The 22,728-nt window shown below is 62.2% G+C and carries 25 protein-coding genes; 6 read left to right on the forward strand and 19 right to left on the reverse strand.

What is annotated here, in order from left to right; translation table 11 throughout:
* Positions 1-30 precede the first annotated feature (30 nt).
* From GY725_07055 to GY725_07120, 14 genes are all read right to left on the reverse strand, one after another.
* Entirely contained in the window at positions 31-1,815 is a 1,785-nt protein-coding gene (locus GY725_07055) for a PDZ domain-containing protein (GenBank protein MCP4003937.1), read from the reverse strand.
* A gap of 75 nt (positions 1,816-1,890) precedes the next feature.
* Positions 1,891-2,352 carry a MaoC family dehydratase gene (locus GY725_07060; protein ID MCP4003938.1) on the reverse strand — a complete coding sequence of 154 codons (462 nt, stop codon included), beginning with the start codon at positions 2,350-2,352 and terminating at the stop codon, positions 1,891-1,893.
* A 9-nt stretch (positions 2,353-2,361) separates the two neighbouring features.
* The gene (locus GY725_07065; protein ID MCP4003939.1) at positions 2,362-3,144 is read right to left on the reverse strand and encodes an SDR family oxidoreductase; all 783 of its coding nucleotides are present in this window, start codon (positions 3,142-3,144) and stop codon (positions 2,362-2,364) included.
* A gap of 10 nt (positions 3,145-3,154) precedes the next feature.
* Positions 3,155-4,294: an acyl-CoA/acyl-ACP dehydrogenase gene (locus GY725_07070; GenBank protein MCP4003940.1), complete on the reverse strand. Its 1,140-nt coding sequence runs from the start codon at positions 4,292-4,294 to the stop codon at positions 3,155-3,157.
* 7 nt (positions 4,295-4,301) lie between these two features.
* Positions 4,302-5,204 carry an SDR family oxidoreductase gene (locus GY725_07075; protein MCP4003941.1) on the reverse strand — a complete coding sequence of 301 codons (903 nt, stop codon included), beginning with the start codon at positions 5,202-5,204 and terminating at the stop codon, positions 4,302-4,304.
* A gap of 1 nt (position 5,205) precedes the next feature.
* Positions 5,206-6,357 carry an acetyl-CoA C-acetyltransferase gene (locus GY725_07080; protein ID MCP4003942.1) on the reverse strand — a complete coding sequence of 384 codons (1,152 nt, stop codon included), beginning with the start codon at positions 6,355-6,357 and terminating at the stop codon, positions 5,206-5,208.
* A gap of 21 nt (positions 6,358-6,378) precedes the next feature.
* Entirely contained in the window at positions 6,379-7,428 is a 1,050-nt protein-coding gene (locus GY725_07085; protein ID MCP4003943.1) for an acyl-CoA/acyl-ACP dehydrogenase, read from the reverse strand.
* A gap of 2 nt (positions 7,429-7,430) precedes the next feature.
* Positions 7,431-8,600, reverse strand: a complete 1,170-nt coding sequence (locus GY725_07090) for an acyl-CoA dehydrogenase (protein ID MCP4003944.1) — start codon at positions 8,598-8,600, stop codon at positions 7,431-7,433.
* 2 nt (positions 8,601-8,602) lie between these two features.
* Positions 8,603-9,361 (reverse strand): enoyl-CoA hydratase family protein, encoded by a 759-nt coding sequence (locus GY725_07095; protein ID MCP4003945.1) that lies wholly within the window; start codon positions 9,359-9,361, stop codon positions 8,603-8,605.
* Positions 9,362-9,370: 9 nt separating this feature from the next.
* The gene (locus tag GY725_07100; GenBank protein MCP4003946.1) at positions 9,371-10,426 is read right to left on the reverse strand and encodes a nitronate monooxygenase; all 1,056 of its coding nucleotides are present in this window, start codon (positions 10,424-10,426) and stop codon (positions 9,371-9,373) included.
* A 32-nt stretch (positions 10,427-10,458) separates the two neighbouring features.
* A complete protein-coding gene (locus tag GY725_07105) occupies positions 10,459-11,340 on the reverse strand; it encodes an enoyl-CoA hydratase (protein MCP4003947.1) in 882 nt (293 codons plus the stop codon).
* Positions 11,337-12,113, reverse strand: coding sequence for a CoA-transferase (locus GY725_07110; GenBank protein ID MCP4003948.1), 777 nt, complete (start codon positions 12,111-12,113; stop codon positions 11,337-11,339). Before GY725_07110 ends, GY725_07105 begins: the two co-directional genes overlap by 4 nt.
* Positions 12,110-12,910 (reverse strand): CoA transferase subunit A, encoded by an 801-nt coding sequence (locus GY725_07115; protein ID MCP4003949.1) that lies wholly within the window; start codon positions 12,908-12,910, stop codon positions 12,110-12,112. The genes GY725_07110 and GY725_07115 overlap by 4 nt, the downstream gene beginning before the upstream one ends.
* Positions 12,911-13,104: 194 nt before the next feature.
* Entirely contained in the window at positions 13,105-13,875 is a 771-nt protein-coding gene (locus GY725_07120) for a hypothetical protein (GenBank protein MCP4003950.1), read from the reverse strand.
* A 65-nt stretch (positions 13,876-13,940) separates the two neighbouring features.
* Here GY725_07120 and GY725_07125 point away from each other — a divergent pair, with 65 nt between their 5' ends.
* The 6 genes from GY725_07125 (at position 13,941) to GY725_07150 (ending at position 18,909) form a co-directional block, all read left to right on the forward strand.
* Positions 13,941-14,489 carry a YhcB family protein gene (locus GY725_07125; protein ID MCP4003951.1) on the forward strand — a complete coding sequence of 183 codons (549 nt, stop codon included), beginning with the start codon at positions 13,941-13,943 and terminating at the stop codon, positions 14,487-14,489.
* 38 nt (positions 14,490-14,527) lie between these two features.
* Complete coding sequence (locus tag GY725_07130; GenBank protein ID MCP4003952.1) at positions 14,528-16,060, forward strand: aldehyde dehydrogenase family protein; 1,533 nt, start codon at positions 14,528-14,530, stop codon at positions 16,058-16,060.
* Positions 16,061-16,136: 76 nt separating this feature from the next.
* On the forward strand, positions 16,137-16,559 hold the full coding sequence (locus tag GY725_07135; protein ID MCP4003953.1) for a transcriptional repressor: 423 nt from the start codon (positions 16,137-16,139) through the stop codon (positions 16,557-16,559).
* 32 nt (positions 16,560-16,591) lie between these two features.
* Positions 16,592-17,017, forward strand: coding sequence for a rubrerythrin (locus tag GY725_07140; GenBank protein MCP4003954.1), 426 nt, complete (start codon positions 16,592-16,594; stop codon positions 17,015-17,017).
* Between the two features lie 57 nt (positions 17,018-17,074).
* Positions 17,075-18,334: a Fe-S oxidoreductase gene (locus GY725_07145; GenBank protein ID MCP4003955.1), complete on the forward strand. Its 1,260-nt coding sequence runs from the start codon at positions 17,075-17,077 to the stop codon at positions 18,332-18,334.
* Complete coding sequence (locus tag GY725_07150; protein ID MCP4003956.1) at positions 18,331-18,909, forward strand: DUF3501 family protein; 579 nt, start codon at positions 18,331-18,333, stop codon at positions 18,907-18,909. Before GY725_07145 ends, GY725_07150 begins: the two co-directional genes overlap by 4 nt.
* A gap of 23 nt (positions 18,910-18,932) precedes the next feature.
* Here the strand turns inward: GY725_07150 and GY725_07155 are convergent, their stop codons facing one another.
* The 5 genes from GY725_07155 to GY725_07175 all read right to left on the reverse strand — a co-directional run bounded on the left by GY725_07155 (position 18,933) and on the right by GY725_07175 (position 22,713).
* Positions 18,933-19,373 carry a pyridoxamine 5'-phosphate oxidase gene (locus GY725_07155; GenBank protein ID MCP4003957.1) on the reverse strand — a complete coding sequence of 147 codons (441 nt, stop codon included), beginning with the start codon at positions 19,371-19,373 and terminating at the stop codon, positions 18,933-18,935.
* Between the two features lie 31 nt (positions 19,374-19,404).
* Positions 19,405-19,923 carry a GNAT family N-acetyltransferase gene (locus GY725_07160; GenBank protein ID MCP4003958.1) on the reverse strand — a complete coding sequence of 173 codons (519 nt, stop codon included), beginning with the start codon at positions 19,921-19,923 and terminating at the stop codon, positions 19,405-19,407.
* Positions 19,924-19,953: 30 nt separating this feature from the next.
* The gene (locus tag GY725_07165; protein MCP4003959.1) at positions 19,954-20,379 is read right to left on the reverse strand and encodes an SRPBCC family protein; all 426 of its coding nucleotides are present in this window, start codon (positions 20,377-20,379) and stop codon (positions 19,954-19,956) included.
* 39 nt (positions 20,380-20,418) lie between these two features.
* A complete protein-coding gene (locus GY725_07170) occupies positions 20,419-21,831 on the reverse strand; it encodes an acetyl-CoA carboxylase carboxyltransferase subunit (protein ID MCP4003960.1) in 1,413 nt (470 codons plus the stop codon).
* Between the two features lie 87 nt (positions 21,832-21,918).
* Positions 21,919-22,713 carry an SDR family oxidoreductase gene (locus GY725_07175; protein MCP4003961.1) on the reverse strand — a complete coding sequence of 265 codons (795 nt, stop codon included), beginning with the start codon at positions 22,711-22,713 and terminating at the stop codon, positions 21,919-21,921.
* Between the last annotated feature and the right edge of the window lie 15 nt (positions 22,714-22,728).

Here is a 22,728-nt window from a genome sequence, read left to right on the forward strand (position 1 = left end):
GTGAGATCACTTTCGAGGAGAGAATTCGCCTCAGTTCCCGGCCGGAACGGCGTCTTCTAGAATCTCCGCGATCGTTCTCCTGATTTCCAGCGAGCGAGTGATGTACCCGGCGTGGGCGCGCCTCTTGGAAGAGTACTTCCGCCATCCTTTACTGCCGAGTTTCCAGGGGGCGTTAAGAACGTGGCGATCCATCAGTGCCGGCGCGTCGGATATGTCAAATCCTGCGGCATATGCGAGTTGCAGCCCAAGCCGGTCGGCCTCGTACTCTCGGGTCGCCTCAATCGCGAGCGAGGTGCCGAGCAGGTCGTGTGCGATCTGATGAGCAATCGAAATCGCAAGCTCATCATCTGTCTCAACGAAGTCCAGCAACGAACTTGGAACCAGTAAATCTTCGCGATTTGAGTGGGTGGCCGTGTTGACTGAACTACCCATGATCAGTAGCGCATTGTGGTGACAGGCAGGATCCCGATCGATTTCGATTTCGATCTCAACTCCGTCCCGCGCCACTGTGACCCGCGGGTTCCGGTCTGGTCGTGCACGCAGAGCTTCGAATACGTCCCCGCTTTTGTCGATCATGCGACCGTTCACTCTCAGGACCAGATCACCCGTCTTCAGACTCGGGCGCATCCCGGGGGAGTTCGTGGTGAGCGCCATGACCCGCACCTCGTCCACAAGACCGAACGCCTCCTCGGCTTCCTCCTTGTGCCCACGGAGGACATCTCGGCGACGACCGATCGAAGCACCAAGTGCCGGTGCCGTCTTGTCGCCGCAGAACTCGATCGCGCCCTTGCGCAATCGATAGCTCACATCGAGTAAACGCTGCCGTTTCGCTTGAAGCCGCGCGAACGCTCGCACACGTGTTTCTGCCTTTTTGAATTCCGTTTCCTGTTCACCAGGGCGGGGCTGCTCGCCCGGTGTCAACGGATTTCCAGCCGCGCGCTTTGCTGCGATCTCATCGACTGTAGCCTGTACCGCGAGCCGTCGCTGAGGAGAAGAGGGATGGGAATAGAATCCCCAATCGATACTCGAGTACGGGTTCCGTTCGCCCATCTCAGACCAGACTGCGGCGGCCGAGGAGATGTCGAAGCCCGCACGCGCCGCCAGATACAGGCCGACGTAATCCGCTTCGGCCTCACTGTCCTTGGTGCTCCAGCGATCGATGATGATATGCGCAAGCTCGTGCCCTTGGATGATCGCGATGTCGTCATCGTCGGGAAAAAGGTCCAACATCCCTTGGAACATGTTCGTGTCGGACGATAGCCTCGCATATGCGTTGACCGTCGAACCTTCGACCCAAAAAGCCGGGTAACCGCAACCGACCTCGAGGTCGACTGCAATGTCCAGCATCTCATCGCCTCGGTTGACCGTGAGATTCAGCCCCTTGCGCCGGGATTTGTTGAGCTTGAGTGCGTCAAGAACTTCCTTGCGTCTCAGGGTTTTTCCGTTGACTTTCAGCACCACATCGCCCGGCTGCAGTCCCGCGCGAGCAGCGGGCATATCAGGCTGGACGGTCAACACCCGCTTCCGGCCATCCCAGCCAATGCGTTCTTGTAACGCACTCTTCATCGCTTTTTGGAACGGCTCGAGTACGGAGAAGGATCGTTTAAGCATTTCCGGATCGAAAACGGACACACCGAGGACCGGGCTCTGCTTCTTGCACAGGTCGGCACTGGCTAGTCTTATCCGATCGGCGATTCGCAAGACCCGCTCGTTTCCCTGGATCATGTTTTCCAGGGCCAGGCGGCCCATGCGAGCGCCCTCGGTCGTGAGTTCCTCGTTCCCTTCAGCGGGTACCGGGAACGCGAGCCAAGTCATCCACAGTATCGCGAGATACGCAGGTTTTGCACGACGCCACACCCGGCGAGTCTACACGAGCTTGCCTCTTGCGGGTCACTCGGGAAAATACCGGCTGATCGTATCGATCACGCATGCGGGTCGATCCGCGCCTTCGATCTCGACGGTGACGCGCACGACGGCTTGAATCGCTTCGCCTTTTGCTTTTTCGGCCCCGATGAGTTCGGCGCTGCCGCGTACGCGCGATCCGACCGGCACCGGTGCCGGGAAGCGAAGCTTGTCGGCGCCGTAGTTCACGCCCATGGAGATGCCTTGTACTTCGAAAATCTGCGGCATGAAGAGATTGACGAGTGACTGGGTCAAGTACCCGTGCGCGATCGTACCGCCGAACGGTCCGTCCTTGGCACGCTCGGGATCGCAGTGGATCCATTGGTGGTCGCCGGTGGCTTCCGCGAACTGGTTTACGCGTTCCTGGCTGATCTGGAGCCAGTCGCTCTTGCCCAATTGCTGGCCCACCGCGTCCAGGAGTTCTGCGGGGGTCTTGAAGATCGTCGTCATGATGTCGCCCTATTCAGCAGTCGTGTTCTTGGCCGCATCGAGAAAAGCGGGTTTCTCGCCACCACCGTGTATCAGAAGGTTCGCGCCGCTCACGTAGCTAGCGAGTGGAGAGGTCAGGTACAGGCAGGCTTCGCCGATGTCTCGCGGTTCGCCGAGACGCCCCAGCGGTACCGTCGCGGAGACCGCCGCCACACCTTCGTCGTCTCCGTAGTGAAGATGCGACTGTTCCGTGCGGATCATCCCTGCGGTGATCGCGTTGATACGCACTTTCGGTGCCCACTCCACGGCCAGGGATTGCGTCAGGTTGAGCAGGCCCGCCTTCGCTGCGCCGTAGGCCGCAGTTCCTGGAGAGGGTCGGGTGCCGCTCACGCTCGCGATATTGATGATCGATCCGCCACCGTCCTGCTCTTGCATTACGGCGTTGGCCGCTTGTGCGCAGTGCAGCGGTGCAAGCAGGTTCAGCTTGATGATCGCTTCGGAAAAGCGCGGCGATGCGCTTGCGGCCTCGGCGGCGGGGGCTCCACCCGCGTTATTGATCAGGCTGTCGAGGCGGCCGAACATGCCCGCGGCGAACGCGACCGCGCGTTCAGCCTGTTCGGCATCGCGCACATCGGCTTTCGTGAAGACCGCCCTTCGATCTCCCACGCTTGGTAGTGAGTCCGGTTCGTTCCGCCCGCAGATCACGACCTGAGCACCGGCTTCCAGAAAGCAAAGAGTAATGCCGAGACCCACGCCTCGGCCGCCGCCGGTCACGACTACGACCTTTCCGTCCATCTGCAAAGGGTTGCTCATCGACTTCGCCTCACAGACCGATCTGACGCGCGACCCGTTCGCGGTGGTGGTCCGGACTCCCGAGGAAGATCTCTGCCGACTTCGCGCGCTTGAAGTACAGGTGCACGTCGTACTCCCAGGTGAAGCCGACGCCTCCGTGGATCTGCAGACTTTCGGCTGCGCACTTGAAGAAGGCGTCGGAACAATAGGCTTTGGCAAGAGATGCCGTTGCCAGTAATTCGTCACTGTCCTCGGCCGCTACGCAACCGCCGTAGTAGGCGGCGGAGCGGGCCGATTCGACCAGCACGAACATATCGGCGCATTTGTGTTTCAGCGCCTGGAACGAACCGATGGCGCGACCGAATTGCTCGCGCTCCTTGGCGTAGGATACCGACATGTCGAGGCACCTCTGCGCGCCTCCGACCTGTTCTGCGGCCAGTGCGACGGCGGCGAGTTGTAGTGTCTTGTCGAGTGCCGGCCAACCGGCGCCTTCTTCGCCCAGTAGCGCGGATGCGGGAACGCGCAGTCCCTCGAACTTCAACTCCGCCATTCGCCGGGTCTGATCCATGGTCGTCAGTACGCGGCGGGATAGCCCCTTCGCATTGGCGTCGACTGCGAACAGACTCACTCCGTCCTCCGCATTGCTGCCCTCGCGGCGCGCCGCGACGATCAACAGATCTGCGCAATGACCGTCGAGCACGAAGCTCTTGGAGCCGTCGATCACATAATCGCTTCCGTCCTTCCAAGCGGTTGCGCGGATGCCGGTGGCGTCGGGACGGCCCTTGGCTTCCATATAGGCGACGGTCGCGCGGGTATCCCCAGCGGCGATGCCCGGAAGATACTCCTTCTTCTGCGCATCGTTGCCCGCAACCAGCAAGGCGTTTGCGCCCAGGCCGATCGTCGCAAAGAGGGGTGAGCAGAGCAGCGCACTGCCGGTGATCTCGAACAGCGCAACCAGTTCCACGTAACTCAGACCCAGGCCGCCGAATTCCTCGGGAACGATCATCGATGTCCAGCCGAGTTCCGAAGCGATCTGCTGCCACAGATCGGCGTCGTAGCCCAGTTCGCTTTCCATCGCCTTGCGCAGCGCATCGGATCCCGCCTGATCCGCCAGGAAGCTCCGCGCGCTTTCGCGCAGTTCTTCCTGTTCTTCTGTAAAGGAGAAATTCATGCGTCGATCACGTGCCCCATACCTTCTGCGGTTCAGGAGACTTATTCAGCAGATCCGCGACTGCGGCTCCGACCTCATCGGGCTCCCAACGGCGCCCTCGATCGATGGTCGGTCCGTCGCGCCAGCCGTCGGAGGTACCGATGATGCCACCCTTCACCTCGAAGACGCGACCACTCACCTCGCGCGACTCCGCACTTCCCAGCCAGACGACCAACGGAGAAATATTCTCCGGAGCGTTCTCGTCGAACTCGCCTTCGGCCGGGGCAGCCATGTCGGTAAAGATGGCTTCGGTCATGCGCGTGCGCGCCGCCGGTGCGATCGCATTGGAGGTGATGCCGTAACGCCCGAGTTCTGCGGCCTGCACCAGCGTCAGCGATGCGATCCCGCCTTTTGCCACGGAGTACGCGCTCTGACCGACGCTCCCCTGCAAACCCGCACCCGAACTCGTGTTGATGATGCGTGCATCCACGGGCTTTCCGGCCTTCGACTCGTTGCGCCAGTGCTCCGCCGCATGGCGCGCCACGCAGAAGTGCCCCTTCAGGTGGACGCGCAGCACGGCGTCCCACTCATCTTCGCTACTGCTGACGAACATGCGATCGCGTAGGAAACCGGCGTTGTTCACGACCACGTCGAGTCCGCCGAAGCTGTCGAGGGCGCATTGCACGATGCGCTTTCCGCCTTCCATTTCGGCGACGTCGTCTCCGTTGGCCACCGCTTCGCCGCCCAGCGTCCGGATCTCCTCGACGACCTCCTGAGCGGGCCCCGCGGATCCGCCCTGGCCGTCGGCTTCGACGCCCAGGTCATTGACGAGCACCTTTGCGCCCTCGCGGGCGAAAAGCAGCGCGTGTGCGCGACCGATTCCGCGCGCCGCTCCGGTGATGACGACGACGCGCCCTTCACAGATACCCATCTCAGAGACGCTCGATGATCGTGACGTTGGCCTGTCCCCCGCCTTCGCACATCGTCTGCAGGCCGTAACGTCCGCCCGTGCGCTCCAGTTCGTGCAAGAGCGTGGTCATCAGGCGCGCGCCCGTAGCCCCCAACGGATGTCCCAGCGCAATCGCGCCGCCGTTCACATTGACCTTGGCGAGATCGGCGCCGGTTTCCTTTTGCCAGGCCAGAACCACCGAGGCGAAGGCTTCATTGATCTCGATCAGATCGATGTCCGCCATGCTCATGCCCGTCTTCTCGAAGGCCCAGGCGGTGGCCGGGATCGGCGCCGTCAACATCCAGACCGGATCTGCAGCGCGCACGCTCAGGTGGTGGATGCGCGCACGCGGCGACAGGCCGTGATCTTTCACCGCCTGTTCTGAAGCGATCAGCAGTGTACAGGCCGCGTCCGCGATCTGGCTCGACACCGCGGCCGTCACGCGACCGCCTTCGGTCAGCGGTTGCAGACCCGCCATGCGTTCGAGCGAGGAACCGCGACGCGGTGGCTCATCGGTGTCGAAACTTCCGTAAGGGGTGATCTCGCGTTTGAAGCGACCTTCGTCGATCGCGCTGATTGCGCGTTCATTGCTCTCGAGTGCGAAGCGCTCCATGTCTTCGCGCGAGATGTCCCACTTTTCCGCGATCATCTCCGCGGAGCGAAACTGGGAGACTTCCTGTGTTCCGTAGCGATCGATCCAGCCTTTGGAAGTGGAGAACGGATCTTCGAAGCCATAGGGCTGTCCGGCGAGCATGGCCGATGAGATCGGGATCTGGTTCATCTGCTGCACGCCGCCCGCCATGACCAGATCGTTGGTGCCACTGAGGACGGCCTGGGCCGCAAAGTGCACGGCCTGTTGCGATGAGCCGCATTGTCGGTCGATGGTAGTGCCCGGAACTTCTTCGGGCAGATCAGCTGCCAGCCAGCAGGTGCGCGCGATGTCACCCGCTTGCGGTCCGATCGTATCCACACAGCCGAAGATGACGTCTTCGACGGCGTGTGGGTCGACGCCCGTGCGTTCAACTGCAGCCTTGAGTACGTGCGCACCCAGATCGGCGGGGTGCTCTTGCGAGAGGCTGCCCTTCTTCTTGCCGATCGGAGTTCGGATTGCATCGATGATGTAGGCCTCGGCCATGTCTTCTCCTAAAAGGCGCGCTCAGGGCGCGCTGTAGCCAAAATTCTCGGCAGGTAGTGCGCCGTCGATGACCGCATCGGCGATGCGCGCGCGATGCCACGCGGAATTTCCCCAGGCCAGGTCGAGTGACCAGGCGCGGCGCATCCAGACGTGCAGGTCCTGCTCCCAGGTGTAGCCGATTGCGCCGTGGACCTGTAGTGCGATGCGTCCCGCTGCGACGGCGGCTTCCGAAGCCGCCGCTTTGGCGCAGGAGACGTCAACCGATCGCCCCCGCGTGTCTCGCGCCAGCGAATGCGCCGCGCGATACACCAGGGACCGGGCGTACTCGAGCCTGACCTTCACGTCGGCCAGCATGTGTTTCACGGCCTGGAAGGAACCGATCTGCACGCCGAATTGCTTGCGCTCGCATGCATACGCCACGGCCAACTCGATCAGCTTGTCGGCGACTCCCAGTTGCTGCGCTGCGCAGGCCAGTGCCCCGCGATCGAGCGAGATCGCCAGCAGTGCGCGTCCGGCTTTGCCAGATGCGACGCGCGTTTCATCGTCGCGGGTCCAGTCGATTGCAAACAGGCGCTGCGAGGGATCGTTGGCCGGTTGCGCGGTGAGCGAAACCCGGTCTGCACTCAATGCGTGGATTTCGTCGCCGTGGCTGAGCAGGAGCAGATCCGCTACGTGGGCATCGGAGGTGAAGGCGTTCACATCGTGTTGCACGACTGCCAGGGCTTCGCCCGCGGCGATCTTCGCAAGCCATTGATCTGCGAGGCTGGAAGAGAGCGCGGTGATCAAGGGTGCGGCTACCGAGGTTTGTACCACGGGTTCGGCCAGGGCGGCCCGGCCCGTCTCTTCGATCAGCAAGACGCCGTCGATCTCGTTCATGCCCAGGCCACCGTGGTCTTCGGAGATCAGCAGTCCCGGGATACCGATCTCGGCCAGCCTTTTCCAGAACTCGGCCGAGCGGCCGGTGTCTTCGTTCCAGAGTTTGCGCACTTCATCGACGGGTAGTTCACTCGCCAGAAAGTCGTGGACGGTTTGTTGCAACAAGAGCTGGTCTTCGCTGAAGCCAAAGTTCACGGCTATTTCCTCGGCAGGCCGAGGATGCGCTCGGCGATGATGTTTCGCTGCACTTCGTTCGTGCCCGCGTAGATCGGCCCGGAAAGGGCGAATAGATAACCGTCGAGCCAGTCGCCGACGCCCTCGGCCGCCGGGGCCTGCGGTAGAAGTTCCGCTCGCGCACCCAAAAGGGAGAGTGCGGCTTCGTGCATCCGCAGGTCGAGTTCCGACCAGAAGATCTTGTTGAGGCTCGACTCGGAGCCGATCTTTCCACCGGCCAGAAGATGAGAAACGGTCTGATAGGTGTTGAGCGTGTAGGCCTCGGCGTCCACCCAGCAGCGCGCGACCGTGTCGCGCAGGCCCGCATCGATGGGCTGGCCGCTCGCGGCGGTCTCGCGGTAGAGCGCCACGAGCTTGCGGGCCGTGTTCTGGAAGCGCGCCGGGCTGCGCAACATGAGCCCGCGTTCGAAACCCGCGGTGGCCATGGCCACGTCCCAGCCGCGATTGACTTCGCCGAGTTGATTCTCGACCGGTACGCGCACGTCGTTCAAAAAGACCTCGGCGAAACCCGCTTCGCCATCGAGTTGCTCGATCGGCCGAACCGTCACACCGGGAAGATCCAGCGGCACGAGTACGAAGGTCAGCCCCCTGTGGCGTTCCGAATCCGGATCGGTGCGGAACATGCCGAACAACCAATCCGCATAGGCGCCTCGAGAAGCCCAGGTCTTCTGGCCGTTGATCACGTAGTGATCGCCATCGAGTACCGCGCTCGCCTGAATCGCAGCCATGTCGCTGCCCGCATTCGGTTCCGACCAACCCTGCGCCCACACTTCTTCGCTCGACGCCATCTTTGGCAGGAAGCGCGCCTTCTGCTCGGGAGTTCCGTATTCCATGATCGTGGGCCCGAGCAGGAAGATCCCGTTCTGGTTGACGCGGCCGGGTGCGCCGGCCCGGTAGTACTCCTCCTCGAAGATCAACCACTCGAGCAGATTGGCACCGCGCCCGCCGTACTCGACGGGCCAGGGAACCATCGCCCAGCCACCCGCGTTGAGCTGTTTTTCCCAGGCGCGATGCGCCTCGAAGCCCTCGCGCGTGTCGAAGGAGGGCAGGGGTTCACGCGGCACGTTGGCTTCCAGCCAGGCGCGCGCTTCTTTGCGGAAGGCGTCTTGTTCTGCGGTGTAGTTCAGATCCACGTTCAGTCCTTGTCTTTGTAGGACGCGTCGCGCTTTTCAACGAACGCGTCGCGAGCCTCCTGTGAGTCGGGTGAGGTGTAGAGTTCGAGCGTGAAGCCCTGCTCGAAGCGGTAGCTCGTCTTGATGTCGAGCAACTCGATGCCGTTCATGCATTCCTTGGCCAGCCGCATGGCCTTGGGACTCTTGGAGGCGATCGAATCGGCGATGCGGTGCGCGGCCCCCATGAGTTCCTCGCGCGGACCGATCCACTCGAGCGCGCCGAGTCGATAGGCCTCGGCCGCGTCGATCGGTTCCCCGGTGAAGAGCATCTTGCGCACCTTCTGGATGGGGAACATCCGCATCAGGTGCGAGGCCGCACCGAGCGCACCGCGATCGATCTCGGGTAGTCCGAAGCTCGCATCGTCGGAAGCCACGATGATGTCGCTGGATCCAGCCAGCCCGATTCCACCGCCCAGGACGAAGCCGTGGCACGCTGCAACGACCGGAACCGAGCAGTCGTGCACGGCGGCAAAAGCCTTCCAACAGCCCGCGTTCACCTGCGTGATCTGGCTTGCGTCGGCCGCCAGTTCCTTGATGTCGACGCCCGCGCAGAAGCCGCGACCCTTGGCCGCAAGGATGATGCACTGCACGTCTTCGGATTGACCCAGATTCGTGATCGTATCGGCGATCTTGAACCAGCCCTTGCTGTCGGGCGCGTTCACGGGCGGGTGATCGATATAGACCTCCGCAACGCCGTTCTTGATTTCCGAGGTGACGGACATTCTGTTTCCTCAGTTCGCGAGGGCCTTGAGCGTCTGCTCGGCCTCGTTGATGATTCGTTCGATCAGTTCGGCGCAACTCGGCAGATCGTCGATGACCCCGGCGACGGAGCCACCGGGCAGATAGCCCGCGATCGGATCTCCGTCTTGCATGGCCAGCTTGGCGAGTATGGGCGCATTCGCTGCCATGAGCATCTGCGCGCGCGTAAGACGCTGATTGCGCCGCATCGAGAGTGCGGAGCGCAGCAGTTCTCGCAGGGAGGCACCACTTGTGCGGCGAAAGGCCAGCGCGCTGCGCAGGGCCAGCCACAAACCCGATACCGCGTTGCTCGACTCGAGCTTGCGAACCAGTTCGTTGACGACCACGCGCTGGGGCATGCCGTCGATTCGCGAAGTGATGATCGCGTCTTCGACGCGGGACTCCAGGAAAAGGTCCGTGGTGGCTTTGGGAACCGGACTCTCGTGCGTGAGTACGAAGCGCGTACCCATGGCGATCCCCTGCGCTCCGAATGCAAGCGCGGCGACCAGTCCACGTCCGTCGTGGATTCCCCCGGCGGCCACCACCGGCACGTCGACCGAGTCCGCACAGCTCGAGACCAGTAGCGTTGTTGGCACGGAGCCGGTGTGACCACCGCCTTCGGTACCCTGGACGATGATCACGTCGGCGCCGAGTTTCTGCGCCTTCAGCGCGTGTTTGACCGCGCCGCAGGTGGGCACGCAGACCACTGAATTGCGTTTCAGTTCATCGATCAGTTCCGCGCTGGGTGCGCGATTGTAGCCGGCCGCCTTGACGCCATTGCGCACGATCGCTTCCGTGATCACGTCGGCACCCGGGGCATCCATGAGGAAGTTTACGCCAAAGGGCTGATCCGTCAGCGCCTTCACCTTCTGGATCTCCGCGTCGACATCCTGTGGTCGAAGTGTGGCGGCCGCCAGGAAACCGATCCCGCCCGCGTTGCTCACCGCTGCGGTGAGTTCTGGCGTGGCAACCCAGCCCATACCGGTCTGGATGATCGGATAGCGGATCCCGAGGATCTCGCAGAGCGGAGTCTTCAGCGCCGACGACAAGGGGGATCTCTGCCTCGATAGCCTGGCCCGAGCTAGGACTTCTTGGCGCCTTGAGCGCGTTGCGAATCAGCCATGCTCTTGGCGTTGAATCCGGCCAGGGGGTTGTCGGTAACCGTACTGTTATGCGCGTGGGCAAAGTGGTGCATGTGGAATACCGAGTCCATGCCCGTGCGCTTGCCTTGTAGATCTTCGACGTGGTTGATGGCTTGCTTCGTCAGTGCAAGACCCAGGCGCGGCATCTTCCCGATGCGCTCGGCGATCGACAGCGTCTCGCTCTCCAGATCTTCGCGGGGAACGACTCGGTTGATCATGCCGGCGGAGTAGGCTCGATCTGCCGACATGCGTTCGCCCAGGAAGAGAAACTCCTTTGCCAGGCGCGGATTGAGTTCATAGGGATGTGCGAAGTACTCGACGCCGGGGATGCCCATGCGCACGACCGGATCCGAGTAGAAGGAATCATCGGATGCAACGATCAGGTCGCAGACCCATGCCAGCATCAGGCCACCCGCGATGCAGGCGCCCTGAACCTGGGCGATGGTCGGCTTGGGAATATCGCGCCAGCGTCGGCACATGCCTAGATAGGCTTCCTGCTCGCGAACGTACAGGAACTCGCCGCCTTGTTTGTCGGAGTGGTCGTACCACATGCCCACGCGATCCTGGGGTTCCGTGATGTCGCGACCGGACGTGCCGATGTCGTGACCCGCAGAGAAATGCTTGCCCGCACCCCGCAAGATGATCACCTTGATCGTGTCGTCGAATGCCGCTCTCTTGAACGCAGCGTCGAGTTCGTAGGTCATTGCGCCGTTTTGCGCGTTATTGAACTTGGGTCGATTCATGGTGATGATCGCGATCTCGTCGCTCTCACCTGCCACATCGTATAGAACGATGTCCTTCTCGACTTCTGCGTCACTCATGCTTTTACCTCGTTGTCACGCGCCTTGCCCGGATCGAGCACGTCGCGAATCAAGACCAGTTCCTGTTCATTGGGCCCGCGTGTCTCGGGCACGGAATCCGCTACCTCGAGTTCGAAGCCGGTGGCCTCGACCACCTCGTCGATACTCACGCCCGGGTGCAGCGATACCAGGCGCATGGACTGGTCCGCGCCGCCGAAGTCGAACACGGCCAGGTTCGAAACCACCCGGCGCACTTCGTGATGGCGCGTACTCGCCTCGCCCAGGGCTCTGGCCCGGTCGTATCCGACTCCCGAAACCACGTCGACTTTCTCGACGAAGGTGTTTCGGCTGTGGTTTGGAATCCAGTAGCTGGTCGTATGGCTGATGGTATTTCCTGGCGCCCCGCGCATACCCAGGAGTTGTGCCTTTGGTTTTCGATAGTCGCCAATGCAGGCAAAGTTCTGATTCCCAAAGCGATCGATCTGGCTGGCGATCATGATCACGTGGCGCTGCCCGGACCAGAGTACGTCGAAGATCGTGCGGAACGGAAACCAGCCGTCGACCACAGGCTCAGGGGGCGCTTTCCCATCGGGCCCTGAACTAACCGGCAACACGTTCGCAAGCGTCGAAGCGATGCCGTCGGTCATGACCAGATCGGGTTCGAAGGTCGAACGGGCCAGTTTTGCACCGATCATCGGAATCGTGCCGAAGGCGCTCGCCAGTTTCTCGCCATCGCCGCGATAACAATCGGCACAGGCGGCCACGCAGACTTCGGCGCGCGTGAAATCGCTCATCGGTTCTTCCTCACGGCTTCCTGGTACTCGGCTTCGCTGTTCAGCGACAGGTATTGCGCAACGAAATCCTTCCAGGCGTCGGGATCTCGGGCGGCCAGGGCGTACTGCTTCTGGAACGCCTCGTCGCGACCGTAGTCCGGGGGGCACTCGGTAAAGTGGGCACCGCCGGGGGCTTCGATCACGCCGTCGATCAGCATGCGATGGATCTTGAGTGTGTGCAGCGAGCCTTCGAGCAAGAGGTCTTTGGTCGGCACGATCTTCTCGCACGACATGAAGCGCCGTGTGGCCGCGCCGCAGTACAGATCGTCGAAGTAGGGATCGGGTCCCAGGAACTGACCGTTGCCCGCCGCATCGGCGCGGTTCATGTGGATCAATGCCACGTCCAGGTGCAAAGCCGGTACAGCGACCAGTTCCTCACCGTCCTCGTAGGGCGACTTCACCAGTTTCAGCTCGGGGTTGTACTTGAGCACGTCCGATCCCAGTCCAGCCCGCGTCGGTAGAAAGGGCAGGCGCAACGCGGCCGCGTACAGCCCCCATTGCAACATGCCTTCGTCGAGTTCCACGACCTCGATCGCGCCGCTCTGGCGCGCTTTGCGGAAGTGCGGTTCGAGTGGAATCGAATCGAGCGAGACGAAGCCGTAGATCAGCTTCTTGACCTTGCCCGCCGCGCAGAGCAGCCCCACATCGGGACCGCCGTAGCTGACGATCGTCAGGTCTTTCAGGTCCGAGCGCAGGATTTCGCGTATCAGCGACATCGGCTTGCGTCGGGAACCCCAGCCCCCGATTCCGATGGTCATCCCGTCGCGAAGCTCGGCGATGACGTCGCGTTCCGTCGTGCGCTTGTCCACGGAGCCCCCTGTCTTGGATGCGGCCTGGAAGCGGCAATTCTACCTGCCGCGGCCCGTGGAGTATAGTAACGATACGTATCGTTTCTGCAAAATCGTCAGCAAAGACAATTACTTGGGGAATTGGGACGATCTGGCGAGACGCTTCAGCCAGCGCTGCCGGGGCTGAATTCCACGCTCAGGTCGTGGACTGCGCGATCTTCCAGGGATTGCTTCAGATCCGGCGAGACCGGGACCAGTTCGAAGGTGCCTCGGGCGCCCGCCCGCAGGAGTACGAAACTCAGGCCGGTGGAAATGGCTTCCAGGCGAATCCCGGCGTTGCGGGCCTGCCCACTCAGGCTGGCATGGGCGAGCGCGACCAGATTGTCGACCAGGTGCGGAGAGGAATCCGCGGAACTCGCGGTGTCGTAGCGGGTCTGGTCGGAGGCGCGCGCAAGACTCAGATTCACCACTTGAGAGCGTTCGGAGTCGTAGGGCATGTCCAGGGAATACACCCCAATGTGTCCGGCGCCCGCCGCCTCGCGCCGAAACAGCGTCCGCAGCGAGACATCGATGGAGCGAATTCGCGGCAGGCCTCGTTTCACGATCTGAGCCTGGGAATCCACCAGGGTCTTTTCGAGCTCGCGGATCACCTGTTCCAGCGGTATCCCCTTGAGGTCCTGCCCCGGATTCCCTCGGGTCGGGATCGACCAGCTACAGATCAGGGTGATTGCGAAGATCGCGGCGGTGCGCAGCATGCTCCGGGTCTTATCGACGGACCCGGCCTGTGGGCTGAGTCCCTTCCAACAGCCGCGGAAGAATGCGGCGGCCTGCGCGAGCGAAAATTCCGCGTAGGTGTCGGTTTCCGACGCGGCCGAGGAGTAGATCGAGGTGTGGATCGGATCGACTCCCGTCGCTGCGAGCCCTACAATCGCCATTGGCGCCGCGGGGTGCCAAGGTAGGCAAACCGGGACACGGACCGGGAGTGATGGGGGGAGAGCCGTTGGAAGCCTGGCAGTTGATTTCTTTGGTTGGCGTTTTCGTCGTGGGTCTCGGCGCGGGCACGATGTTCCGCAAGAGCGACAAGAAGTTGCGCGCACATGCAGAGCAACTGGAATCCGAACTCGACGTGACCCGCGAGCAATTGAATTCCCACAAGGCGGAAGTCTCGAAGCACTTCGAACAGACGTCCGGTCTTTTCCGTGATCTCACTCAGCAGTACACGGCGCTCTATTCGCATCTCGCAGAGGGAGCACGCGAACTCTGTCCCGAGATGGTCGAAGTCGGTGGCGGATTCGCCAGTCCCTTGCTGACATCGGCCTTGAGTCCCGACGAGCAGATCGACGAGAAGGATGAGGTGGAACTCGATTCGGCCGATGCCGAAGCGACACCGGTCATCGACGCGGACGATCCCGCGGTTCCGCCAGAGGAGATCTCCCCCGAAGAACTTGCATCCGCAGCTGCCGTGTCCGGAGCGGAATCCGTCGCCAATGGCTCGAGCAACGGCCAGAGCAACGGTCAAGAGAGCCACGTCCCCGGCGCTTTTCGCTAGGAGCCCGCTGGAGCTGCTGCGGTCCGGAGGAGTTCTAGATGGCCATCGTCACCCCCGTCGAAGCCGCACCCGGACAGCGTCGCCGATTGAGTCTGGCCAGCCCGGCCACCGGTGAGACGATCGACGAGATCGAAGTCCAGAGCGAGGCCGACGTACGCGCAGCGGTCGAGCAAGCGCGCAAGGTGCAACCCGCCTGGGCTGCCCTGAGTTTTCAGGAGCGTGCGCACTATCTGAGGCGCGCGCTCTCCATCCTGATGGAACGTCAAGAGGAGTTCATCGACGTAATCGTGCGCGAGTCCGGCAAGCCGCGCAGCGAAGCGCTGATGATGGACATCTTCTCCGGTTGTGATTCGCTGGCGTTCTACGCCAAAAACGCTGCGAAGATGCTTCGTCCGCAGCGCAAGTCATTGCACGGAATCATGCGGCTGATGAAGAAGCTGCAGATCGTGTATCGGCCGCTCGGTGTGGTCGGCGTGATCAGTCCGTGGAACGGGCCGTTCATTCTCTCCGTCAATCCCGCGGCCCAGGCCCTCGTGGCGGGAAACGCGGTGATCCTGAAGCCCAGCGAGGTGACGCCGCGCTCTGGTCAACTGGTGGCAAGACTGTTCGAGGCCGCGGGGCTGCCCGAAGGAGTGTTGCAAGTGCTCACGGGCGACGGGGAAACCGGTGCGGCGCTGATCGAGTCCGGTGTCGACAAGATCAGTTTCACGGGCAGCGTTGCGACCGGGCGACGAGTTGCGGAGGCTTGTGCGCGACAGCTGCTTCCATGCACGCTCGAACTCGGTGGCAAGGACCCGATGCTCGTATGCGCCGATGCGAATCTCGACGTGGCGGCCGGTGGAGCCGTTGCGGGTGCCTTCATGAATACCGGCCAGTATTGCTGTGGAACCGAGCGGGTCTACGTGATGGATCAGATCGCAGACGCGTTCATTGAGAAGGTCGTTGAGCGGGTCGGGAAGTTGCGTCAGGCGCGCGACGGCGAGTTCGATGTGGGAGCCATCTTCTGGCAGAAGCAGTTGGACGTCATCGAAGCGCATATGGCCGATGCCATTGAGAAAGGCGCCAGGGTTCTGGTCGGGGGGCAACGCAATCCGGAGCTGTGCAGCGGGCTCTACTACGAGCCGACGGTTCTCGTCGATGTGAGCCACGAGATGCGCATCATGAAGGAGGAGACGTTTGGTCCGATCCTTCCGATCATGCGCGTGCGCGATACGGAGCACGCGATCGCGCTGGCCAATGACACGGACTACGGTCTGGGTGCGAATATCTGGAGCACGGATACGAACTCGGCGTTCGATATCGCGCTGCGCATCGATTCGGGCAGCGTCTGCATCAACGACATGACCATGACCTACGGCGCGCACGAGGCACCTTTTGGCGGCCGCAAGACCAGTGGGGTGGGGCAGGTCAACGGGGAAGTCGGTCTGCGCGGCTATTGTCACGCCAAGCCGATACTCACGGATCGTTTTGGCGGCAAACAGACGGCCGGGCACTACCCGTATTCCGCGAAGCGCGATGCCGGTATGCAGCGTTTCATCAAACTGCTCTGGGGGCGCGCGGCCCGCAAGTGACTTCCGGTTTTTAAAATCAGGAATAGTTCGCATTTTCGCTTGCTTCGCGTGAAGCGGAATCCTAGATTTCCCGTCGGTGAGTCCCCTCCCAACCACTCGTGAACACGTGACTGCGCTGCGAAGAAATCGCACGCGCCAACGCGATCGATTGCTCGAGTTGCTGCGCGGAACCGATACGCATCCGACCGCCTCACTGCTCTACGAGCAGCTCTCATCGGAGTTTCCGCGACTCTCGCTGGGAACCGTCTATCGGAACCTGGAAGTGCTGGTCGCCGACGGTGTGGTAGAGGAACTCGAATCCAGTGGATCGGCCATTCGCTACGACGGCAATCCCACACCCCATCATCACTTCTTCTGCGACGCGTGCGGCTCGATCCACGACGTCGAACTCAGGGAGCCGCGCGGTCTGAAGGCGCGGCTCGAGCGCGGACACGGTCTTCGCGCCGAGCGCGTGCGCATGTCTTTCTACGGTCTCTGCGACGATTGCAGCGACCTCTAGGTTTCGTCAATTCCATCCCACAAGGAGAATCCATGGCCGAGCTGAAAGGAACCAAGACTCACAACAACCTGAAGGACGCCTTTGCGGGCGAGTCCCAGGCCAACCGCCGCTATCTGTATTTCGCGAAGCAGGCGGACATCGAAGGCTATCCCGACGTAGGGGGTCTGTTCCGCGACACGGCCGAGGCCGAAACGGGACACGCACACGGTCATCTCGATTATCTGAAGATCGTGGGCGATCCGGCGACCGAGAAGCCGATCGGAACCACCGACAAGAACCTGGTGGCCGCGGTTGCGGGAGAGACCTTCGAGTACACCGAGATGTATCCGGGTATGGCGCGCAGTGCCCGCGACGAAGGGTTCCCCGAGATCGCCGAGTGGTTCGAGACGCTCGCGAAGGCCGAGAAGTCGCACGCCGGTCGCTTCCAGAAGGCGCTCGACGGCCTCGAGACCCTCTAGAACTCGCTTTCGCTGCGGGCGGGGCGTGCGCGTCCCGCCCGCAGCCACTTTGATGACGTGAAGAATCCGCCCATTCCCGCCCCCGAGTTTCTCGATCGCAGCGCACTGGACGCCGAACTCACGCGTGTGTTCGAGAAGTGCCAGGACTGTCGGCGCTGCCTGCCGCTCTGCCCCTCCTTCCCCGCGCTCTTCGAGTCTCTGGATCGACACGAGCAGGAGGCGTCGCGGATGAGCACGGGTGAGTCCCGTGAGGTCATCGACTTCTGTTTTCAGTGCAAGCTCTGTTTCAACCACTGTCCCTATCATCCGCCACACGAGTGGGCGATCGACTTTCCCAAGCTCATGAATCGCGCGAAACTCGTGCAGGCCCGGGAAGAGGGCATCCCGCTGGCCGAGCGCTTGGGATGCCGGCAAGACCTGATGGGCAAGGTGTCGTGCATGACGGCGTCACTGAGCAATGCCGCGTTCAAGAACCGCAGTGTTCGCCGGTTGATGGAGAAAACGACCGGCATCGACCGGCGCTGGATCATGCCCACCTATGAGAATCAGCCGCTATCGAAACAGCTGGCGAAGCGCAGCCCGGTCGCCGCAGACCACGCACGAGTCATCCTGTTTTCGACCTGTTTCGTGGAATACAGCGAAGCGGAAACCGGGCTGGCCACGGCGCAGGTGCTCGAGCACCTGGGTGTGGGTATCGAAGCGGGGTACGACGTGTGCTGCGGCGCGCCCTATCTGCATGGTGGTGATCTCGACAATGCCAGGAAAAACGCCGCCAGGGTCGTGGCCGGACTCGTCGAAGGAGTGCGCGCGGGATTGCCCGTGGTCGTACCCGGCCCGACGTGTTCGATGCAGATCAAAACGGAATATCCCGAGCTACTGGATAGCGAAGACGCCCGACTGGTCGCGGACAATACCTTCGACGTGGGCGAGTACCTCTGGAAGCTGCGCGGCGAACAGAAGCTGCTACGCGAGTTTCCCGTGAAGCTGGGAAAGGTGGCCTACCACCTTCCATGCCACCTGAAGTCGCAGAACATTGGATTCCGCTCCGCGCAATTGTTGAAGATCGCCGGGGCCGAGGTCGAGATGATGGATCGTTGCTCCGGGGTCGATGGAACCTGGGGCATGAAGGCAAAGTGGTACGATGCCAGTCAGAAGGTCGCAGGGAAGTTGATCGACGAGGTCAAACGCCATGAGCCGGATCATGTTGCGACGGACTGCCCTCTGGCCGGCTTGCGAATTCTGGAAGGTACCGGGCGCAAGGCCGTTCATCCGATCGTACTACTGCGCGACGCGTACGGACTGGGAGAGCCTTCATGAAGAAAATCGAGGCTTCAGATCTTCTCGACCTGACGAACTACGAAAAGCAACGCGACGACTACCGCAGGCGCATGATGGCTCTGAAGGGGCCCCGTCGCGTCGCCGTGGGCGATGCGCTGATGTTCATCTTCGAGAACCGCGATACGGTCCGCTTCCAGATCCAGGAGATGGTCCGTGTGGAGCGGATCGTCGACGATGAGAAGATCCAACTCGAACTCGACGTCTACAATGAGTTGATCCCGGGTCCACACGAACTCTCGGCGACTCTGATGATCGAGGTTACCGAGAACGAGATGATCCGACCCACTCTGGATCGTCTGATCGGGATTGACGAACACATCTTCTTGCGGATCGGAGATCAGAGTGTGAAGGCGGACTTCGACGAAAAGCAGTTCGAAGAGGACCGCATCAGTGCGGTGCAGTACATCCGTTTCCCGCTCGGATCGAAACTCGCCGAGGCGTTCGCCGATCCTGAGTCAGATGTCGCGCTGATCGTAGACCACCCCGCCTATCGGTCTTCCGCCGTGATCGTGGGGGATACGCGCCAGTCACTGCTGCGGGACCTTCAGGAGTAAACCGAGCGGCCGACCGGGATCGTTCAGGCGCCACCGCCCAGTTTCGCGTAGTCCACCGTCAGCCAGCGCTCGGGCTTCATGATCACGGTGATCTGTCCCTCGCCGGTGCCGTCGCCGACGTATTGATCGCCGAGTTCGGGACCGAAGTAGCGATGGGCCATCGGCCGGACTTCCTTTTCGACGTCCGAAGGGCGAATCGCCGTGATCGGACCTTCCACGCTGACGTACTGGTATAGCGGTGGGGCCTCGACCTGAGCGCAGATGGAGAAGCGCGAGGTGTTCCGCAGGAGTTTCCCCTTGCGGGAGCCTTCTTCGGTGACCACCCAGACGCCGATTTCGGGCGAGTAGTCGTACCAGATCGGAACGGTCAGTGGTCCGCGGCCCGGTTCGTCGATACTGATCACGCCGACGTGAAGATCGGCCAGGAAAGTCTCGCGCTCTTCGCGCGTCATCTTCAGCGACATTCGGAATCTCCTCTGAGTCAGGCAGGCGAACTCACGCCCCCACCCTACGGATCGAATACAATCGTGCGGGCGCGCCCTCGAATTCGATCGTACCCTCGGGTTGCATGCCGAGTCTAACAGCGACTGCGATCGAGCGCTGATTCTGCGGACGCATGATGCTGACGACCCGATTGCGGTCGGTCGCGTCGAACGCGTAGGCCAGGGCTCGCAGTCCCGCCTCGGTGGCATAGCCCTGGCCCCAATGCGCCCGTCCCAGCATCCAGCCCAGTTCGATGTCGGCCACTCCGTGCGGGTGGTGCAGGCCCGCCCGACCGATCAGCCTGCCGCTCTTGCGCTCTTCCAGTGCCCACATGCCGTAGCCGTGAGGCGACCAGCTCGCCATGTGGTCGAGCAGATCTTGCCGGGCTTCTTCGGCACTGAGCGCGCGCCCGTAAAGATGGGGTACGACCTCCTCGTCGGCGCAGAAACTCGCGTACGTTTCGAAGTCGTCGTCGCGCAAGGCGCGTAGCCGAAGTCTTTCGGTTTCCAGTGAGGGAGCGGTGTCGCGCACGGTCGGGATGGAAACTCGTCTTGCGGCCCGTCAGTTCTTTTCGAGCTTGTCTTTGTAGGCCGCAATGGCGCCGCGATAGATGGCTTCGAAGATGCCCGACAATTGTTCTTCACTCAGGCCCGCGGGTTCGAAGCTGCCGCGCCATTCGATTCGACAGCGGTCGGCTCCCAGGTCCACCAGCTTCACCGTGGCCTGGTAGTTCTCGCAGGGCAGGGGGCTCTCGCCGACGAAGGAGTAGGTGTAGGTCCGGGTCGAGGGGTCTATCGCGTCGAGCCGTTCCTGTACGGGTTTCGGCGAGCCCTTGGCCATGATGGTGCGCACGCTACCCACGCCTTCACCTTCAGCCGAGCAGGATTCGATGGACGGCAACCAGCTCAGATCGCCGAAAGCGCTGGCCAGTTCCCAGAGTGAATCGGCCGAGGCGCCGATCTCGTCGATCACAGTGATTTCAGACATGCCGATTTCTCCGTTCGTTTTCGTACGGAGATGAGTCTATCACTCGGTCGATCGGCTCGTTTCGCGTCCTTCGGTCAGGCGCAGACCATCGAGGAGTGCATTCCGAAGCTGTCGCGGGTCGATGACTTCGTCGACGCCCAGCGTGCTCGCGAGTGGATAGGGACCCGAGCGCTGCGCCTCTTCGGCCTGTCGCTGAGCTTCCCCTTCCAGATTCGCAGCCTGGCCACCACTCTGCGCGGGCATCGCGGCCAGGTTCAGCGTGGGCAGGGCGTAGGTGATGGTCTGCCGATCGAAAGGGGTTCCCGCCATATTGACCAGTCCAAAACCAAAACCCTTGCGCATCAGAACTGTGAGCTTGGGGTTGGGCATCCGGCGCTCGGCCTGGAACATCTTTCCACCCCAGCGCAGGATTCCGCTGCGTTCTGCACTGCTACCCGCCAGCACACCCGGATTGTCGACCAGGAATACGACTGGATGCCCGAAGTGTGAAAGAGTCTCGAGGAAATCGGTTGCCTTGATCGCCGCGTCTGCATCGAGTGCACCGGCGGCCTGAATCGGGTTGTTCGCAACGAATGCGACCGCGCGCCCCCCCAGATGCCCGAGAGCCGTGATCAGGGCTCTTCCGTAACCGGGCTGGATTTCGAACAGACGTCCCTCGTCCGCGATCAACTCCAAGACCTGGTGCATATCGTAGGGACGCCGATCGTTGGGCGGAAGAATATCGAGCAACTCTTCGAGTTCTCGCGCTCCGGAGTCCGAGTTCTCCCGCTTCGGAATTGCATCGTGTCGGTTCAGGGGAAAGTAGGACAAGTAGCTACGCGCCATTGCGATGGCCGTCTCGTCGTCGGGCGCGACGTTATGTGCCGTGCCTGCGATCTCCGCGCAGATCTTTGCTCCCCCCAGTTCCTCTTTGGTCACGTCTTCGCCAGTCGCCGCCTTTACCAGGGGCGGGCCACCGGTGAACATGGAGGCGGACTCCGACATCACGACGAAATCGCAAAGGGGTGCCGAGATTGCGCTGTGTCCGGCCGATGCGCCCAGCACCAGGCACACCATGGGTACGTGTCCCGAGAGATCGGCCAGAGCCAGGAGATCGTTGGGTGCGCGACCGTGGTGTTCTTCGCTCAGGCGATGCCCGGCGCCTTCGAGCATCACGACCAATGGCACGCCTTCTTGTTTCGCCAACTCCGCGATGCGGTAACGCTTGGAGGTTCCACCCGCTCCGATCGAACCGCCCAGCACCGTGAAGTCCTCGACACCGGCGAGTACGGGTCGTCCGTCGATCCGACCTGAGCCGCAGACATAGCCGTCGGCCGGGATGTCCTGCGCGTTGCCGACAAGACGTCCGATTTCCGTGAAGGTGCCCGGATCAAAGAGCAACTCGATGCGCTGGCGAGCATCGAGTTTGCCGCGTCCGTGCATATGCCGTTCGAGGCGTTCAGCGCCCCCCATCTCGCCAGCACGCTCGCGTCGCTGCTCGAGTGCGTCGAGCCAGGGTTTCCACTGATCGCGGTTGGAATCCCGACCTGCGGACACGCGTCAGTCCAGACCCATGAGCTTGGCGGTGCCGATGCGATGCCCGGCGGTGAAGCCGCCGTCGACAGCCAGCGCGTGGCCCGTCACGAAGGAGGCGTCTTCAGAGGCGAGGAAGGCCGCAGCGCCGGCGATCTCACTGGGTTCGCCCAGGCGGCCGAGTTGATGTGCATCGGTTACTCGCGCGAGCGCATCCTTCATTGCATCGGCCTCGAAAAGGGAATCCAGCAGTGGCGTGCGAATAAAGCCCGGACAGATCGCATTTGCCCGGATGCCTCGACGTCCGTAGTCGATCGCCAGGTTTCGCGTCAAGAGGATTACGCCGCCTTTCGAAGCGTTGTACGCGCTACCCCCTTCGGCGCCTTCCAGCCCTTCGACGCTCGCCACATTGATGATGCTTCCGCTCCCCTGCTCGAGCATCTGCCGCAACACGTGTTTGCAAACCAGAAAGGTTCCCTTCAGGTTGATGTCGAGAACGCGTTCCCACTCGAGCGTATCCACCATATGGACCGGGCCACCGCCCGCGACACCCGCGGCATTCAGTACGATGTCGACGGAGCCGAAGGTCTGCGCCACCGTACTTACAGCCGCCGCGACATTTTCCTCGTCGCGCACGTCGCCATTCAAGAAGAGTTGGTCACTGGCCACATCGCTGATCGCCTTCAGGACACCGTCGGCGGGTTTATCGATATCGAATCCCGCGATCCTGGCCCCCTCTCGAGCGAAGCGCAGAGCACACGCTGCGCCGATACCCGACGCGGCTCCCGTGATCAAAGCGGTCTTTCCTTCGAGCCTGTTCATATCCTCGTCCCCTAC

Source organism: bacterium (assembly GCA_024226335.1).
Taxonomy (GTDB): Bacteria; Myxococcota_A; UBA9160; order SZUA-336; family SZUA-336; genus JAAELY01.

Excerpts from the sequence above, each read along its gene's own strand:
- GY725_07060 (MCP4003938.1), bottom strand. The coding sequence starts at position 2,352 with ATGACGACGATCTTCAAGACCCCCGCAGAACTCCTGGACGCGGTGGGC.
- GY725_07170 (MCP4003960.1), bottom strand. The coding sequence starts at position 21,831 with ATGGGGGGCGCTGAACGCCTCGAACGGCATATGCACGGACGCGGCAAA.
- GY725_07165 (MCP4003959.1), bottom strand. The coding sequence starts at position 20,379 with ATGTCTGAAATCACTGTGATCGACGAGATCGGCGCCTCGGCCGATTCA.
- GY725_07075 (MCP4003941.1), bottom strand. The coding sequence starts at position 5,204 with ATGGGTATCTGTGAAGGGCGCGTCGTCGTCATCACCGGAGCGGCGCGC.
- GY725_07120 (MCP4003950.1), bottom strand. The coding sequence starts at position 13,875 with ATGGCGATTGTAGGGCTCGCAGCGACGGGAGTCGATCCGATCCACACC.
- GY725_07080 (MCP4003942.1), bottom strand. The coding sequence starts at position 6,357 with ATGGCCGAGGCCTACATCATCGATGCAATCCGAACTCCGATCGGCAAG.
- GY725_07115 (MCP4003949.1), bottom strand. The coding sequence starts at position 12,910 with ATGACCATCGGAATCGGGGGCTGGGGTTCCCGACGCAAGCCGATGTCG.
- GY725_07150 (MCP4003956.1), top strand. The coding sequence starts at position 18,331 with ATGAAGAAAATCGAGGCTTCAGATCTTCTCGACCTGACGAACTACGAA.
- GY725_07110 (MCP4003948.1), bottom strand. The coding sequence starts at position 12,113 with ATGAGCGATTTCACGCGCGCCGAAGTCTGCGTGGCCGCCTGTGCCGAT.
- GY725_07140 (MCP4003954.1), top strand. The coding sequence starts at position 16,592 with ATGGCCGAGCTGAAAGGAACCAAGACTCACAACAACCTGAAGGACGCC.
- GY725_07070 (MCP4003940.1), bottom strand. The coding sequence starts at position 4,294 with ATGAATTTCTCCTTTACAGAAGAACAGGAAGAACTGCGCGAAAGCGCG.
- GY725_07095 (MCP4003945.1), bottom strand. The coding sequence starts at position 9,361 with ATGTCCGTCACCTCGGAAATCAAGAACGGCGTTGCGGAGGTCTATATC.
- GY725_07155 (MCP4003957.1), bottom strand. The coding sequence starts at position 19,373 with ATGTCGCTGAAGATGACGCGCGAAGAGCGCGAGACTTTCCTGGCCGAT.
- GY725_07055 (MCP4003937.1), bottom strand. The coding sequence starts at position 1,815 with ATGACTTGGCTCGCGTTCCCGGTACCCGCTGAAGGGAACGAGGAACTC.
- GY725_07065 (MCP4003939.1), bottom strand. The coding sequence starts at position 3,144 with ATGAGCAACCCTTTGCAGATGGACGGAAAGGTCGTAGTCGTGACCGGC.
- GY725_07175 (MCP4003961.1), bottom strand. The coding sequence starts at position 22,713 with ATGAACAGGCTCGAAGGAAAGACCGCTTTGATCACGGGAGCCGCGTCG.
- GY725_07105 (MCP4003947.1), bottom strand. The coding sequence starts at position 11,340 with ATGAGTGACGCAGAAGTCGAGAAGGACATCGTTCTATACGATGTGGCA.
- GY725_07130 (MCP4003952.1), top strand. The coding sequence starts at position 14,528 with ATGGCCATCGTCACCCCCGTCGAAGCCGCACCCGGACAGCGTCGCCGA.